The 16,160-nt window shown below is 38.3% G+C and carries 15 protein-coding genes; 13 read left to right on the top strand and 2 right to left on the bottom strand.

Going from position 1 to position 16,160, the window contains the following annotated elements; all coding sequences use genetic code 11:
* The first annotated feature begins 8 nt into the window (after nucleotides 1–8).
* The 4 genes from mreC to rodA are packed head-to-tail and all read left to right on the top strand — an operon-like array spanning nucleotide 9 to nucleotide 4,534.
* Complete coding sequence (gene mreC, locus ACFOSX_RS07005; protein ID WP_386098398.1) at nucleotides 9–827, top strand: rod shape-determining protein MreC; 819 nt, start codon at nucleotides 9–11, stop codon at nucleotides 825–827.
* Nucleotides 820–1,323: a rod shape-determining protein MreD gene (locus tag ACFOSX_RS07000; protein ID WP_386098396.1), complete on the top strand. Its 504-nt coding sequence runs from the start codon at nucleotides 820–822 to the stop codon at nucleotides 1,321–1,323. The genes mreC and ACFOSX_RS07000 overlap by 8 nt, the downstream gene beginning before the upstream one ends.
* Nucleotides 1,320–3,251 (top strand): penicillin-binding protein 2, encoded by a 1,932-nt coding sequence (gene mrdA / locus ACFOSX_RS06995; RefSeq protein WP_386098394.1) that lies wholly within the window; start codon nucleotides 1,320–1,322, stop codon nucleotides 3,249–3,251. Before ACFOSX_RS07000 ends, mrdA begins: the two co-directional genes overlap by 4 nt.
* Nucleotides 3,252–3,253: 2 nt before the next feature.
* Complete coding sequence (gene rodA / locus ACFOSX_RS06990; protein ID WP_386098392.1) at nucleotides 3,254–4,534, top strand: rod shape-determining protein RodA; 1,281 nt, start codon at nucleotides 3,254–3,256, stop codon at nucleotides 4,532–4,534.
* Between the two features lie 2 nt (nucleotides 4,535–4,536).
* On the opposite strand, the gene ACFOSX_RS06985 is transcribed toward rodA, so the two are convergent.
* Entirely contained in the window at nucleotides 4,537–7,185 is a 2,649-nt protein-coding gene (locus tag ACFOSX_RS06985) for a valine--tRNA ligase (protein WP_386098390.1), read from the bottom strand.
* Between the two features lie 184 nt (nucleotides 7,186–7,369).
* Between ACFOSX_RS06985 and ACFOSX_RS06980 the strand changes: the two genes are divergently transcribed.
* Entirely contained in the window at nucleotides 7,370–7,795 is a 426-nt protein-coding gene (locus tag ACFOSX_RS06980; RefSeq protein ID WP_386098388.1) for a DUF1573 domain-containing protein, read from the top strand.
* Nucleotides 7,796–7,801: 6 nt separating this feature from the next.
* On the opposite strand, the gene ACFOSX_RS06975 is transcribed toward ACFOSX_RS06980, so the two are convergent.
* The gene (locus tag ACFOSX_RS06975) at nucleotides 7,802–9,106 is read right to left on the bottom strand and encodes an aspartyl protease family protein (protein ID WP_386098386.1); all 1,305 of its coding nucleotides are present in this window, start codon (nucleotides 9,104–9,106) and stop codon (nucleotides 7,802–7,804) included.
* Nucleotides 9,107–9,301: 195 nt separating this feature from the next.
* Between ACFOSX_RS06975 and ACFOSX_RS06970 the strand changes: the two genes are divergently transcribed.
* The 8 genes from ACFOSX_RS06970 to ACFOSX_RS06935 all read left to right on the top strand — a co-directional run bounded on the left by ACFOSX_RS06970 (nucleotide 9,302) and on the right by ACFOSX_RS06935 (nucleotide 16,142).
* Complete coding sequence (locus ACFOSX_RS06970) at nucleotides 9,302–10,492, top strand: pyridoxal phosphate-dependent aminotransferase (protein ID WP_386098384.1); 1,191 nt, start codon at nucleotides 9,302–9,304, stop codon at nucleotides 10,490–10,492.
* Entirely contained in the window at nucleotides 10,492–11,505 is a 1,014-nt protein-coding gene (gene murB / locus ACFOSX_RS06965) for a UDP-N-acetylmuramate dehydrogenase (protein WP_386098382.1), read from the top strand. The genes ACFOSX_RS06970 and murB overlap by 1 nt, the downstream gene beginning before the upstream one ends.
* Nucleotides 11,506–11,593: 88 nt before the next feature.
* Entirely contained in the window at nucleotides 11,594–12,136 is a 543-nt protein-coding gene (locus tag ACFOSX_RS06960; protein WP_386098380.1) for an RNA polymerase sigma factor, read from the top strand.
* Nucleotides 12,137–12,138: 2 nt separating this feature from the next.
* Nucleotides 12,139–12,921, top strand: coding sequence for an anti-sigma factor domain-containing protein (locus ACFOSX_RS06955; RefSeq protein ID WP_386098378.1), 783 nt, complete (start codon nucleotides 12,139–12,141; stop codon nucleotides 12,919–12,921).
* A 125-nt stretch (nucleotides 12,922–13,046) separates the two neighbouring features.
* On the top strand, nucleotides 13,047–13,250 hold the full coding sequence (locus tag ACFOSX_RS06950; RefSeq protein ID WP_386098376.1) for a membrane or secreted protein: 204 nt from the start codon (nucleotides 13,047–13,049) through the stop codon (nucleotides 13,248–13,250).
* Between the two features lie 6 nt (nucleotides 13,251–13,256).
* A complete protein-coding gene (locus tag ACFOSX_RS06945; protein WP_386098374.1) occupies nucleotides 13,257–14,366 on the top strand; it encodes a glycosyltransferase in 1,110 nt (369 codons plus the stop codon).
* Nucleotides 14,357–14,917, top strand: coding sequence for an RNA polymerase sigma factor (locus ACFOSX_RS06940; protein WP_386098372.1), 561 nt, complete (start codon nucleotides 14,357–14,359; stop codon nucleotides 14,915–14,917). Before ACFOSX_RS06945 ends, ACFOSX_RS06940 begins: the two co-directional genes overlap by 10 nt.
* On the top strand, nucleotides 14,901–16,142 hold the full coding sequence (locus ACFOSX_RS06935) for an Nramp family divalent metal transporter (RefSeq protein WP_386098370.1): 1,242 nt from the start codon (nucleotides 14,901–14,903) through the stop codon (nucleotides 16,140–16,142). Before ACFOSX_RS06940 ends, ACFOSX_RS06935 begins: the two co-directional genes overlap by 17 nt.
* Nucleotides 16,143–16,160: the final 18 nt, after the last annotated feature.

Below are 16,160 nucleotides of genomic sequence, written 5' to 3'. Positions count from 1 at the left end.
CTTAAATAATGCAACAAATCATCAATTTTGTAATTAGAAACAAAACATTTCTATTGTTTTTATTACTCTTTGGGATAGCATTAAGCTTAACAATTCAATCCCACAATTATCATAAAAGTCAATTCATAAATTCTGCCAATTTCTTGTCTGGTGGTGTTTATGGTACTTTTAGTGGCATTGATGATTACTTCGGATTAAAAGAAAAAAACAACGCGCTTATTGAAGAAAACCAATTATTGCGAGCGCAATTATCCAATACTCAGAACGAAGTTGATTCCACTTGGACCGACAGCATCAGTAATGGAACTTTCAAATACTATAATGCAAAGGTATACCGTAACAATTATGCATCAACCAACAACTATCTTCTCATCAATAAAGGTAAAAAAGATGGCGTACAACAAGATTTTGGTGTCTTAACTTCCAAGGGTATTGTCGGCATTATTGAGAATACGAGCAATGGCTATTCCACCGTACTTTCCATCTTAAACACCAAAAGCCGTGTTAATGCTAGGATAAAAGCGACCAATCACATGGGTTCATTAAAATGGGATGGAAACTCATTGGAGTTGACTCAGCTTACCGATATCTCAAAATTTGCGCCAGTAAAGGTCGGAGATACCATAGTAACTGGCGGTTCCTCTTCAATTTTTCCTGCTGGTATTGGCATAGGGAGCATTCATGATTTTAGTCTCGATCCAAGTGGTGACACATACACCATTAACGTAAAGCTCTTTAATGACATGACTAATATCGGCTATGTCTATATAGTTGAAAATGAAGACGCAGAAGAAATTAACACCTTAGAAAACGGAATTAATGACTAGCGCCATTGCAAATAACGCATTACGGTTTATCATTTTGGTTTTGGTGCAGGTGCTTATCTGCAATAACATCAATTTTCTGGGGTATATTAATCCCTACATCTACATTTTATTTATTCTCATTTATCCCGTAGGCACAAATCGATTAGGCTTTCTGTTTATCAGTTTTCTGCTCGGCATGACCGTAGATTTGTTTCTGGATTCTGGCGGTGTTCACGCCGCCGCTTCAGTAGCATTGGCTTACTCTAGACCCGTCTTTCTGAAATTCGCCTTTGGAACATTATATGAATACAACAACTTAAAGTTTAGTCTAACTGATTTGGGCAACCTCCTAGCCTATATCATCGCTATGACATTTCTGCATCATTTGATATTGTTTTCGCTCGAAATTTTTAACATAAGCCACATACTTCTCATATTGAAAAAGACGTTATTTTCAGGACTATTTACGAGTATTCTGTGCATTATTCTGATTCAATTATTTAGTAAACGAAAATGAGAAAACTACTTCTTTTTATGACGGTGATTTTAGTCGGAATTATTTTTCTGGCTCGGTTATTCTATCTTCAAGTTTACAGCGATAATACCTATAGTATTTTAGAAGATAACGCCATTAGAAAAGAGTACCACTATCCGAAACGCGGTTATGTTTATGACCGAAATGGACAACTTTTGGTTGCCAATCAACCCTCTTATGACGTAATGGTTATTCCGAAGGAAGTAAAGGATATGAAACCTGAAGACCTTTCAGAATTTTGCGACTTACTTAATATCACCGAAGAGGATTATGCCTCTAAGCTAGAAAGGGCACATAACTATTCCCCGCGATTGCCTTCGCCATTTGTACCACAACTGTCCAAAGAAGATTATGCGGTACTTCAAGAAAAAATGCGAAAATATGAGGGCTTTTATATTCAAAAACGTTCTCTTCGTTCCTATCAAACAACAATTGGTGCTAATGTTTTAGGACATATAAGTGAAGTTAATCAAAGAATAATAAATAAGGAACCTTACTACAAACTCGGAGACCTAATAGGTAACGCAGGAGTCGAAGACTCTTATGAAAAAATACTGCGCGGTGTTAAAGGTGTGAGGTTTATTCAAAAAGACCGTTTCAATAAAGATATTGGGCCTTTTAAAGAAGGCATCTATGATACGTTACCTCAACCTGGAAAGGATATTACCATTACCATTGATGCAAAGCTTCAAGAATACGGAGAATTATTAATGAGAAACAAACGCGGTGGCATAATCGCCATCGAACCTGGCAGTGGTGAGATTTTAGCTATGATATCTGGCCCAAGCTATAATCCAAACGATTTGGTGGGAAGAATACGTTCAGGTAATTTCACCAAACTTTTTAACGATAGTATTGCCAAACCTTTATTTGATAGAGGTTTACAGGCGATGTATCCTCCAGGTTCGCCATTTAAAACCCTTAATGCACTGGTTGCTCTTCAAGAAGGTGTGGTTACTACGTCAGATAGATTTAGTTGCTCTATGGGCTACCGCTACGGTAACAGACGTATGGGTTGCCACGCACATCGCAGTCCTGCTGATATGAATCTTGGGATTTATGAGTCTTGCAACGCCTACTTTGCCAATGTCTATCGACGTATTATGGATAAATACGATTCTCCTGCAAAAGGTATGGACGTCTGGAGTAACCATATTAAAAGCTTTGGCTTTGGCAACTACCTCAACAATGACTTATCCGTTGGGCAACCAGGAAAAGTGCCCTCATCACGGACTTATGATAGAGCTTATGGCGAAAATCGTTGGTACACCACCTTTACAATTTCTAATGCCATTGGCCAAGGTGAAGTATTGGCAACGCCTATACAGTTAGCCAACATGGCGGCGGCGATTGGCAATAGAGGCTTTTATTATACACCTCACATTGTGAAAGAGATTGAAAATGATACTATTCCTTCAAAATTTAAAACCCCTAATTATACCACGATAGATAAGCAACATTTTGAACCTGTGGTTCAAGGTATGTTTGATGTATACAATAAAGGAACAGCCAAATACCTTCAAGTACCTGGCATTGAAATCTGTGGTAAAACGGGTACGGCCGAAAACTTCGCCATTATTGAGGGCAAAAAAACCCAATTGACCGACCACTCTATTTTTGTTGCTTTTGCACCAAAGGACAATCCTAAAATCGCCATCGCCGTATTTGTTGAAAATGGCTACTGGGGAAGCCGATTTGCGGGCAAAATGGCAAGTTTGATGATTGAAAAATACATTAAAGGCGACATCACCAGAACGGATATGGAAGATTGGATTTTAACCCACAGCCTAGAAAACGAGTACGCCAAGCCACAATCTGGAGAACCGTTTAAAATTAATGGGGAAACCCAACTTCAGGTTATTGATAAAGAAGAGGTGAAACTTCAACTGGACAAGCCGTTTAAATCCTAGACATGTATAGAGAAAATCATAGAGGATTTAAGTTCGATTGGCTTACCATTATACTTTATCTCGCACTTGTCCTATTTGGGTATATCAATATTGTTTCCGCCTCACATGATGGTGATATTACATCTTGGTTTGACATGTCCCAGCGTTTCGGTAAACAAGCTGTATTCATATGTGTTTCAATAACACTCATTATAATCATACTTTCCTTAGAATCTCGTTTTTATGAGCGATTTGCCAGTATAATTTATCTATTTTCACTGTTAACCTTAGTTGGTTTGTTTCTCTTCGGAAAAAACATCAATGGCGCCACCTCTTGGTATGGCATTGGGGGTATGACCTTACAACCTAGTGAATTTGCTAAAGCCGCTACAGCCTTAGCGGTGTCTAAATACATTAGCGATTTACAAACAGACATGAAGTCCATCAAAGACCAGATAAAAGCTTTGGCTATTATTGTGGTGCCATCTATCTTGATTTTACTTCAGAATGATGCAGGTAGTACATTAGTTTACGGTGCATTCTTCTTTGTTTTTTACAGGGAAGGCATACAGCAAGTCTATCTGATTTCGTTGACGGCATTGATTACTATAGCCATATTAGCATTAAAATTCGGTTTATTGGTTACAGCAGGCATTTTGATTTTGTTTGCACTTATTTATTTATTCCGAAAGCGAAAACGGCGTCCTCCAATACTTCGAACAATTGCACTTATTGTTCTAGGGGTTGGTATTGCTGTTGGCGTTCGGTTTTTCTATACTTCCATTTTGAAACCGCATCAGCAAGACCGTATTAGTTTATGGTTACGTTTAGAGAAAGACCCCGAAAAGCTTCGGCAGATGAAGCAAACCATTTTATATAACCTCAACGAGTCTGAAAAAGCGATTAGCTCGGGTGGTTTAACTGGTAAAGGATTTATGGAAGGTACACGTACCACCGGAAAGTTTGTTCCCGAACAAGATACAGACTATATCTTTAGTACGGTTGGTGAGGAATGGGGATTCCTCGGTTCTGCTTTTGTTGTGATTTGCTTTGTAATACTTATTGTTAGGATTCTCTATTTGGCAGAAATTCAAAAGTCGCAATTCAGCCGCGTATATGGCTATAGTGTGGCGAGTATATTCTTCGTTCACTTCTTAATTAATACAGGAATGGTCATGGGACTTATTCCCACTGTTGGCATTCCTCTTCCTTTTTTTAGCTATGGTGGTTCTAGTCTAATGGGCTTTACGATTTTGTTGTTCATCTTTGTGAAGCTGGATTCCAATAAGATTAATGAGTGGTAGGTCTACTGCAAACTCTTCAAGCTCGCTTCAATAGTTTCAATCTTAGCCAAAGCATCAGCTTCTTTTTTACGTTCTGAAGCCACAACTTGCTCAGGCGCATTGTTAACGAATCGTTCATTAGATAGCTTCCCACGAACCGATTTTAAAAAGCCATTAGCGTACTTCAACTCTTCTTGAAGTTTTTTGATTTCCTCTTCAACATTAATGGCGCCTGCCATAGGAATGAAGTATTCGTTGGATTTTACCCTAAAGGTTAAAGCGCCTTCCAAAGCGTCTTCAACCGTAGAGAATTCAGCAATATTCCCCAATTTGGAAATCACTGAGTTGTATTTTGAATCTAGCTTTTCATTATTGATAACTGACACATCGATAGTATCCTTAAATGCGATATTCTTTTCCTTTCTGATGGTTCTAATGCCTGAAACAGCTTCTTTTACCATTTCAAAATCTGAAATTAACGTTTCATCATAAGACTTGACTCCAGGATATTTTGAAACAATCAGAGCGTTTTCTGGCGTACGCTCTTCCATATATTGCCAAATTTCTTCAGTTAGGAACGGCATGAACGGGTGAAGGATTTTTAGGTTATCTTCAAATAATCTGATAACCATATCAAAGGTTGTTTTATCTATCGGTTGTTGGTAGGCAGGTTTAATCATCTCCAATAACCACGAACAGAAATCATCCCAAACTAATTTGTAAGTGGTCATCAAGACATCAGACAATCTGTACTTACTGTAATGGTCTTCAATTTCGCTCAATGCTTTTTGAAATTTGGCTTCGTACCATTCCAAAGCGATTTTAGACGCTTCTGGTTGTTCAATATATGCTACGTCCCAACCTTTGACTAATCTGAAGGCATTCCAGATTTTATTTGCGAAGGATTTTCCTTGGTTACAAAGTTCCTCATCAAACATTAAATCATTACCCGCGGCAGAACTCAACAACAATCCTACACGGACACCATCAGCGCCGTAGTCATCAATTAACTTTAAGGCATCTGGCGAATTTCCGAGCGACTTGGACATTTTACGGCGTTGCTTATCGCGCACCAATCCAGTGAGGTATACATTTTCAAACGGACGTTCGTCTTTATATTCATAACCTGCAATTATCATACGTGCTACCCAAAAGAATAGAATGTCTGGCCCTGTGACCAAATCATTAGTTGGGTAATAGTATTTAATGTCTGCGTTTTCGGGGTTACGAATACCATCAAAAACACTCATTGGCCATAGCCATGATGAGAACCATGTGTCTAAAGCATCGCTATCTTGGCGAAGGTCTTCGAGTTTTAATGAGTTCTCGACTCCGCTCGAACTGACCGATATTTTCTTATTTGCTAATTCTAAAGCTTCTTCTTTAGTTTCGGCAACCACAAAATCTTCTTTGTCATCTCCGTAATAATAGGCAGGGATTTGCTGTCCCCACATTAATTGTCTGGAGATATTCCAATCGCGAATATTTTCCATCCAGTGGCGGTAGGTATTGTTAAATCGCTTTGGAAATAGTTTTACTTCCTCATCTTCCAACACGGCTTTGATGGCTGGTTTTACCAAATCTTCCATCTTTAAAAACCACTGGTCAGACAGACGTGGTTCTATAACCGCCTTAGTACGCTCAGAAGTTCCGACATTGTGAGTGATGTTTTCTGTTTTTACTAAAATGCCCATTTCATCAAGCTCTTTGGCAACATCTTTTCTAGCAACCACTCGGTCTTTACCTTGGTGATGTAAACCATAGGCATTTAAGGTTCCGTCAGGATTCAGTACATCAATAATTTCTAAGTTGTGACGGTCGCCAATGTCTTTATCATTAATGTCGTGTGCCGGGGTTACTTTAAGGCATCCTGTTCCAAATTCAATATCTACGTAATCATCTTCAATAATCGGAATACTTCGGTTACATAAGGGTACAATGACACGTTTCCCTTTTAAATACTGAAAACGTTCGTCTTCAGGATTGATACACACCGCAGTATCGCCCAAAATGGTTTCTGGTCGTGTTGTGGCAATGGTCACGAATTCAGATTCGCCTTCAATTTGATATTTAACATAGTACAATTTGTCATTGCGTTCTTCGTGAATCACTTCCTCATCAGATAAGGTGGTTTGTGCTTCGGGGTCCCAGTTTACCATTCGGTAACCACGGTAAATCAGACCTTTATTATAAAGGTCTACAAAGACTTTTATTACGGCTTCAGACATGTCATCATCCATCGTAAATTTTGTTCTATCCCAATCGCAAGAACAGCCTAATTTCTTTAACTGTTCAAGGATAACACCGCCGTATTCTTCCGTCCAATCCCAGGCATGTTTTAGGAACTCCTCACGTGTTAAATCATTCTTATCAATACCTTGAGTCTTCAATTTCGCAACAACTTTGGCTTCCGTAGCAATAGAGGCATGGTCAGTACCAGGTACCCAACAGGCATTTTTACCCTGTAGGCGCGCCCGACGAATTAATACATCTTGGATGGTATTATTCAGCATGTGACCCATATGCAAAACACCAGTAACATTTGGTGGTGGAATAACTATAGTGTAGGGCTCTCTGTCGTCTGGTTCTGAATGAAAATAATTGTGTTCCATCCAGTAATCATACCACTTAGATTCAACTGATTTGGCGCTATATTTAGAGGGTATTTCCATCTTTGGTATCCTTTTTGCTTTGTAACGGGCAAAAGTACTTATATTTCTTTTTTTTAGGAATTAATGACGACCATAATCTGTGTTTAAAACGTATTTACTGTTAAATAAAACGCATTACGTCCGATTAATTTTGACGAAACCAAGAAAGTAACTAGCTTTGAATTATAAACTTAAAATGAAAGTCATGAAAAAATTATTTACAATTTTATTTGTAGGTCTAGTGAGTTTAGGATTGCAAGCCCAAGAAAAAGTGGCTAAGATTGAATTTAAAACCGATACAATTGATTACGGAACCATAGAAAAAGGTGCCAATGGCGTCCGCGTATTTGAATTTACAAATACAGGTGACGCGCCTTTGATTATCTCTAGTGTAAAGTCAACCTGTGGATGCACGGTGCCTAAGAAGCCTGAAGCGCCAATTATGCCAGGTGAAACCGGAGAGATTGAGGTAAAGTATGACACCAATCGTGTTAACCCTATAAGAAAAACCATAACCGTAATCTCAAATGCTGATACACCAACAGTAGCTTTAAAAATCAAAGGCTTAGTTGTTAATCCTGGTGATAAAAGCTTAATGGACAAAAAAGAAAAATCGACTGTAGAACAATAAATTAATCTACATTTTTGAAATAGAATCTGAGGAGCCTTCAATTTGAGGGCTCTTTTTTTTGAAGACGTCGTCTAGTTTGAAGCGGAATAGTTTGGACTGACCATCGCGCTCTACACGTATAGAGATGGATTTGCCCAATCTATCATAAAAATAACTATTCACCTGTTGTAGGGTCATCCTATGCGTTTTATTATTATTAATCTCAGTTATAACATCACCAAGCATTAAACCTGCCCTTTTAGCATTGGAGTTATCCCGTAGATCGACAATTTCAAAAGAAGGTTTGAGAACAAAACTGTATCTCGTAGATAATTCTATCGCATTGTTTCCCGATTCTCGCTCATTTCCATATGAATCTATGACCTTTGAAGCTATCTGCTGCTTCACCAATCTCGTTCCATGTTGTTCCAAAACAACTCCGGCGTTGTTGTAATAGAATGGCGCCTTAAAATTTTTATTCTTCTTAAATTGAATAGTCTTGTTTCTATAGTCGAAAATAAAATTGAAGCGTTTTAATAAATTCCCAGCAATACTGCCAGATCGTTCTCTGTACATTCTTGCCACATTCAAAGAAGAAGAATCAGGAAATGCAACATTGACATTCTTAATTTGATAATCTGCCAGTTTAAATTCATTCAAACGGGATCGTTGCCCATAAACTGGACCGCTCAAACCCTTACCTAAGTAATCCTCAAAAAACATATCATCTCTGTAGGTAAGACCAGAGGCTTCATTCTTAAACAACCATAGTGCATCACTACCTCCAGAATCAATCAATAACTTCACAGATTTATAAGTTGAATCTATTTTTACTTCAGCATTTAGATAGGGTTTTCGTTTATAAAGATTAATAGGAAGTGTTCTCCACCTGTCAGCGTTTTTAGACTTAAATTTTTCAGATTTATACAAACGAATATAGCGTCCTCCATAATTTACCTCAACCACGAAATCCTTAAAAATATCGTATCCAATAATACCATGTACAGGAACACCCAATCGTGGGGTGAAATTAATGGTATTGTCAAATACTACAAACACATCCTGATTGACATTAATGGCAGGGCCAAACCTCAACAAGTTTCTCTTGGATCGCAAGGCCTCTATAGACCCTTCACTGCCTAAGCCCTGTAAAAAAATGGTCTCAACCTGCTTAATCTTTAAAGAATCTGTATTAACAATGTTAAAGAGAATGGGTTTACTCACTCCGGTGTCTAAAACAAAGGATAGTTTAACTCCATTAAGCTCTAGAGGCACCACAATAAGGTTGTTGACAAGCTTAAACCTAATTTTCTTGCTCTGATTCGGTTTCATAACAAACTTGCTTTGCCCTGTAGCTATACCGCAGTATGCAATTGCAAGACATATTACAAAATATTTTAAACCAGCCGTCATAAATTAAAAGGTGAAACGGAATGTACAAATCTTTATTCCAACCTTTAATTTTAAGGTATTTTTTTAAATAAACTTTAAGAATTTTCAGAAATTAGCGCCTTAATATATTTCACTATGCCAGCAATATCCGAAAAGGGCCGTATTATGCCAGAATCACCAATCAGAAAATTGGTGCCTTACGCCGAAAAAGCCCATAAGGCAGGAAAAACGGTTTTCTATTTAAATATTGGTCAGCCCGATATTAAAACTCCTCAAGTAGCCTTAGATGCTGTAGCAAATCACTCGCTGGATATCTTAGCTTACTCTCGTTCTGAAGGTTCCGAAGAATACCGAATAAAAATTGCTGATTATTACGCTAAGAATGACATTAATGTTGCACACAATGATATCATCGTAACCACTGGCGGTAGTGAAGCATTACTGTTTGCTTTTGGAAGTATTATGGACCAAGATGATGAAATCATCATTCCCGAACCGTTCTATGCCAACTATAATGGGTTCTCAACAGCTTCAGGCGTTAATGTTGTCCCAGTCATTTCTAAAATTGACAACAATTTTGCCTTACCACCAATTGAAGAATTTGAAAAATTAATCACCAATAAAACCAAGGCCATACTTATTTGCAATCCTGGGAATCCTACAGGTTACTTGTATTCAAAAGATGAAATTAAGAAGCTAGCGGACTTGGTAAAGAAGCACGATTTGTTCCTCATTGCCGATGAAGTTTATCGCGAGTTTGTTTATGACAGCATTTCGCACTATTCCATTTTACAAGAAGAAGGCTTGGAAGACCACGCGATTGTCATCGACTCCGTTTCAAAACGCTATAGCATGTGTGGTGCCAGAATTGGGTATTTAGTCTCAAAAAACAAAACCCTGATTGCGACAGCATTAAAGTTTGCCCAAGCAAGATTAAGCCCACCGACTCTAGCACAAATTGCAAGTGAAGCGGCCTTGCAAACACCTCAAAGTTATTTCGACGAGGTTAACGTAGAATACGTCAGTAGACGAAATACCCTTATCAATGCCTTAGAAAAAATCGATGGTGTTAAAGTAGCCAAGCCAAATGGCGCCTTTTATTGTATAGCCGAATTGCCTGTTAAAAATTCGGATGATTTTGCTAAATGGCTTTTAGAATCATTTGATTATGAAGGACAAACGGTTATGGTAGCTCCGGCGGCTGGATTCTATTCTACACCTGGAGTAGGTCTAAACCAAATTAGAATTGCCTATGTTCTTAATGAAGACAGTTTGCTCAAAGCCGTAAAAATACTTGAAGAAGCCTTAAAAGTTTACAAGGACTAATGGCGACCCAAACCGATATTTCACTACAGCCATACAATACTTTTGGATTAGACGTCAAGGCTCAAAACTATGTAAACATCAAGTCTATTGAGCAATTGAAAGACGCCCTAGCTCAGTATGCCCAGTCGGACATATTTGTCTTGGGTGGTGGTAGCAATCTACTACTGACCAAGAGTATCCAAACCCCCGTTTTTCACATTAATTTAAAAGGCATTTCAGTTGTGTCAGAAACTGAGGAAGACATTATACTCAAGGTAATGGCTGGCGAAAACTGGCATGAATTCGTCTTGTTCTGTTTAGAACGCAACTACGGCGGTATTGAGAACCTTTCTTTGATTCCTGGTAATGTCGGCACAGCACCCATGCAAAACATTGGGGCGTATGGTATAGAGATTAAGGATGTCTTTGAGTCCTGCTCAGCTATGCACATAAAATCCCAACGGGAAGAGCAATTTTCAAAAGAGTATTGCCAATTTGGCTATCGCGAATCCATCTTCAAAAATTCTCATAAAGGCCAATATATAATCACAAGTGTAGAATTCAAATTAACAAAAAAGAATCATACGCTAAGAACGGACTACGGCGCCATAAAAGATGAGTTGTTGGCTATGAATGTGTCAACCCCTTCAATTCAGGATATTTCAAAAGCGGTCATTGCTATTCGTCAACGCAAATTGCCCGACCCAAAAGACATCGGAAACAGCGGTAGTTTCTTCAAAAATCCTGTGATTTCTTCAAACTTATTTGAAGACCTAAAACGTCAATTTCCAGATATTCCGAATTATGTTGTTTCCGATTCAGAAATAAAAGTACCGGCAGGTTGGCTGATTGAAAAAGCAGGTTTTAAAGGCAAGACTTTCGGCAACTACGGTGTTCACGAAAATCAGGCTTTGGTCTTGGTCAATTATGGTGGTGCCGATGGAAAAGACATTCTTAATCTGGCAAAATTAATTCAGAATACAGTGGTCAGATTATTCAATATTCAGCTTCAAATGGAAGTGAATATCATTTAAAAAACATCCAAACACATCACTTAATTCGTATTTTTGAAACTAAGGATGCTTAAACCGCCACAGTTCAATCCTAAATCCCTAACTGAATTTGAGTGTTACGCCTACAGAGAAATTGATTATTAGCCTTCTGGACAAAGGAGACAGACGCGCTATTAATCTGTTGTACGAGCATTATTCCAACAGTCTTTACGGTGTTATCATCAAAGTGACCCAGAAAGAAGAAATTGCCGAGGATGCTTTGCAAGAAACCTTCGTAAAAGTTTGGAAAAATGCAGGTAAGTACGACCCAAAAAAAGCCAAGCTATTTACATGGTTGTATAGAATTGCACGCAACACAGCCATTGATAAACTGAGAAGTTACAACAATCGGCACCATAGAGAAGTCCAAATCGACAAATCGGACGTATATATATTGCCGAGTATGAATATTAACCAAGATGTGATGGATATTAAAGACCATCTTGGACGATTGGAAGAAAAGTATCAAATTGTGTTAAACGCTTTATTTTTTGAAGGCATGACACAACAAGAAGCCAGCGACGAATTAAAAATTCCGCTGGGCACTATAAAATCAAGATTAAAAATTGGGTTAAGAGAACTTAAAAAAGTATACGACCCGTTGAACAAATAAGTATGGAAGAAAAATTACATATCTTTTTAAATTCTGGCAAGCTAGAAAAGTACCTTGTCGGAGATACTTCTATTGCTGAAACTATGGAGGTAGAGCACCTTATAGATAGTTATCCTGAAATTGCTGAGGCTTATGATAAGCTTCAAACAAACTTGGAAATTATTGCTAAAGCCAATGCTGTTGATGCACCTTATGGCAGTTTAGTTAGAATTTTGGATGCCACCAAAGAAAGCTCAGTTGTGGTAGAGAAAAGAGGCTCTAAAATGCCTTGGTTCGGCATAGCGGCCAGCATTGTAGCTTTGTTCTTTGCAGGAAAAACTTACATGCTACAGCAAGAAAACTCGGAGTTGCTATCTGAAAATGATGTCGTAGTCGAAGAAATTTTCGACCTAAGAGGAGATATAGACAAGAACAATAATCGTTTGGAGTCTTTGGCTGAACAATTAATGAAATTAAACAACCCTGACGCACAAAAGTATGTGCTTAGAGGTAACGACCGTGCTAAGGATTTAGAAACGGTAGCTTACATTAATCCGGTTGAAAAAACATCCATGATTGATGTGATTACTTTGCCACAATTGCCAGAAGAGCAGTATTACCAAATGTGGGCGGAGTTTCAGGACAAGATTATAGAATTGGGTGTTTTGGACGCTACAGAACGTAAATTACGTCCAATCCCATACATGGAAGATGCCATGGCATTAAGTATTACTATTGAAAATAAAAACAGTGCTATGCCAAAAGGCAAAGAGGAAGTCGCAGAAATTGCCCTGCGCACCAATTAGAAAGTCCCTTAAATTAAATAGCTGGGCCATAGTCACTTTACCGAAAGTTGCTATGGCCTATTTTGTTTTATAAACTTGACTAAAACCTGTATCTTTGCCTCGACAAACCGCTTAATAAAACTATTGTGAAACTCATACTCATAACCCTAGTTCTTCTCGGTCTCGCCGTGGCGGGCATTGCCATTAAAATATGGGCAAAAAAAGACGGAAAATTTGCTGGCACTTGTGCAAGCCAAAATCCTATGCTCAACCAAGATGGTGAAGCTTGTGGCTTCTGTGGCAAAACTCCAGACGAGTTCGCGGATTGTAACGAACCTCAGCATTCGTAAGCATTTATGACGCTACTGTCGCTTTTATTCTACAGCTTTGTTGCAGTTGTAGCACTTCAAGTTATTTACTATAGTTTTTATTTGATATACTTTCCGTCTGAAAAAACTTCGGAAAGAAAGCAACATAGCATCCCCGTTTCGGTCATTGTCTGTGCAAAGAATGAATCTGAAAATTTAAAAAAATTGATTCCCCTTCTTCTTGAACAAGACCATCCCAATTTTGAATTGGTCCTCATAAACGATGATTCTTTCGACGACACTTTAGAGATTATTGAACAGTTTGAAGCGCGCCACGCCAACATTAAATGCGTCAATGTAAAGTCTATTGATAAGTTTTGGGGAAATAAAAAATACGCTTTAACGCTGGGTATAAAAGCGTCGAAAAACGATTTTCTATTATTTACAGATGCCGATTGCCAACCGAGGTCACATCGTTGGATTTCTGAAATGAGCAGTCATTTTTCCAACCAAAAAGCCATTGTATTAGGTTATGGTGCCTACCGAAAAAAGAAAGGACTACTCAATGCTTTAATCCGATTTGAAACTGTACTTACAGCCATTCAATATTTCAGCTATGCAAAAGCAGGATTGACCTATATGGGAGTTGGTCGTAATTTGGCCTATAGAAAGGAATTGTTTTTTAAGCATTCGGGCTTTATGAATCATATGGAACTACGTTCTGGCGATGATGATTTGTTTATCAATGAAGCATCCGACTCTAAAAACACTGCCATTTGCTTATCTCCAGAAGGATTTACTGAATCTCAACCAAAAACCAATTTTAAATCCTGGTTCTACCAAAAGCGTAGGCATGTGAGTACAGCCAAACATTACAAGGGAAAACATAAATGTCTTCTCGGGCTCTTCTATTTGTCCCAGGTTTTGTTTTGGGTTTTGGGAATTGCACTCGTGTGCACATTATACTTATGGCCTGTTGTGTTGGGATTGATTGGCTTTCGATTTATATTGCAAATAACAACCTGGGCTTTGGCTAGCAAACGATTGAAAGAAAAACTACTTTGGGTATTCGCTCCTATTTTAGAACCTTTTCTAATTGCCATACAATTCTGTATCTTTATAGCTAATCTTATCTCAAAACCTCTGTATTGGAAGTAAATGAAGCGATTGCGCTTGCCAAAGACAACAACCAATTGGCCTTTAATTTTTTATTGGACAACTATTGGAACGATGTTTATGGCTTTCAATTAAAACGAACGGAGAATGAAAACGACGCGGAGGATATTACCATTCAAACCTTCTCTAAGGCTTTCGATAAGATCCACACCTATAAAGAAGAATACGTATTTAAGACTTGGTTGATTACCATTTCAAAGAACATACACGTTGATTTGGTTCGAAAACACAACTCATCTATCAATAGTAAAACAAAGGATGTTGACGAGGAAATCTATAGTATTGCTGATGGTTCGCCGACGAAAGAGGATGAAATTATTCGGGAACAAAATCTGGCAAAGTTGCTTCGAGATATCAAAAAGTTGAAACCGCATTATCAGGAGGTAATTCAGTTGCGGTTTTTTCAAGAAATGAGCTATAAGGACATTTCTATTGAGCTTGATGAACCCATCAATAACGTAAAGGTTAAACTACTTAGGGCAAAAAAGCTTCTTGCCGGAATAATTCAAAAAAGCAATGCTTTCAACGCTTAAAAAACTAGGCCCAGGCCTATTATTTGCCGGAGCGGCCATCGGCGTTTCCCATTTGGTACAATCGACAAGAGCTGGTGCCGATTTTGGTTTCGGGCTACTTTGGGCTTTGCTCTTGGTGAATCTTTTTAAATATCCTTTTTTTCAATTTGGCCCGCGATATGCCATGGCGACTGGCGAGAGTTTAGTCGATGGTTACAATAAACTAGGTAAACCTATACTTATCGCTTTCTTTTTGTTAACATTCGCCTCAATGTTTACCATACAGACGGCGGTGACCATTGTAACGGCGAGTTTGGCTTCTAACTTGTTTTTCACATTTGACCCCATCAGTCTTGGAAGCATAAGTTTGGACAGCGTACAATTATGGACAGTTATCCTTTTGGGGATTTGCGCTTCCATCCTACTTATTGGACGTTATAAATTATTGGATGGTTTAATGAAAATTATCATTATTACATTAACGATAAGTACCATTATCGCACTAATAGCGTCCGCAACAACGACCAAAAGTCCAGTGTCGTTCCAACAAATTTTCCCTAAAGAAGCCAGCTGGGCATTCCTAATAGCATTTATGGGATGGATGCCTGCACCTTTAGATATTTCGGTTTGGCATTCCCTTTGGTCGATAGAAAAAACCAAAGGCCCACAGCGGTTCGAAAAGAAAACATCGTTATTCGATTTTAATATCGGTTACGTTGCCACTATTATTTTGGGTATTGGGTTTCTCTCTTTGGGTGCCTTAATTATGTTCAATACCGGCCAAAGCCTTAGCACAAACGCTAGTCAATTTGCAGGGCAACTGATAAGTATGTATACTAGTAGTCTTGGCTCTTGGGCTTATCTTATCATTGGGATTGCGGCCTTTACAACTATGTTCAGCACTACCCTCACTACCTTGGACGGTTCACCTCGCGTTATGGACAAAACCACGGATTTACTTCTAGAACAAAAAAGTATTAAAAGCTACAAACCATGGCTATTTGCCTTGGTGGCTGGTTGTATTCTTATCTTCTTCCTATTCAGTTCTGAGTTGGGTCAATTGGTAAAAATAGCGACCATCTTATCGTTCCTAACAGCGCCTTTTTATGCTATTCTCAATTATAAATTAATGCGTTCCAAGAATGTCCCAACGGAATGGAAATTGAGCAAAGCCATGCATATTTTAAGTTGGACAGGTATACTATTCTTAATTGGTTTCAGTATCTGGTACCTGAGTATTCTTTAACGACATTTAATTTATTAC

It is taken from the genome of Winogradskyella maritima, assembly GCF_042650215.1.
Classification (GTDB): Bacteria; Bacteroidota; Bacteroidia; order Flavobacteriales; family Flavobacteriaceae; genus Winogradskyella; species Winogradskyella maritima.
Note: the sequence above shows the minus strand (reverse complement) of the source record. Positions and strands in the feature narration are given on the sequence as shown.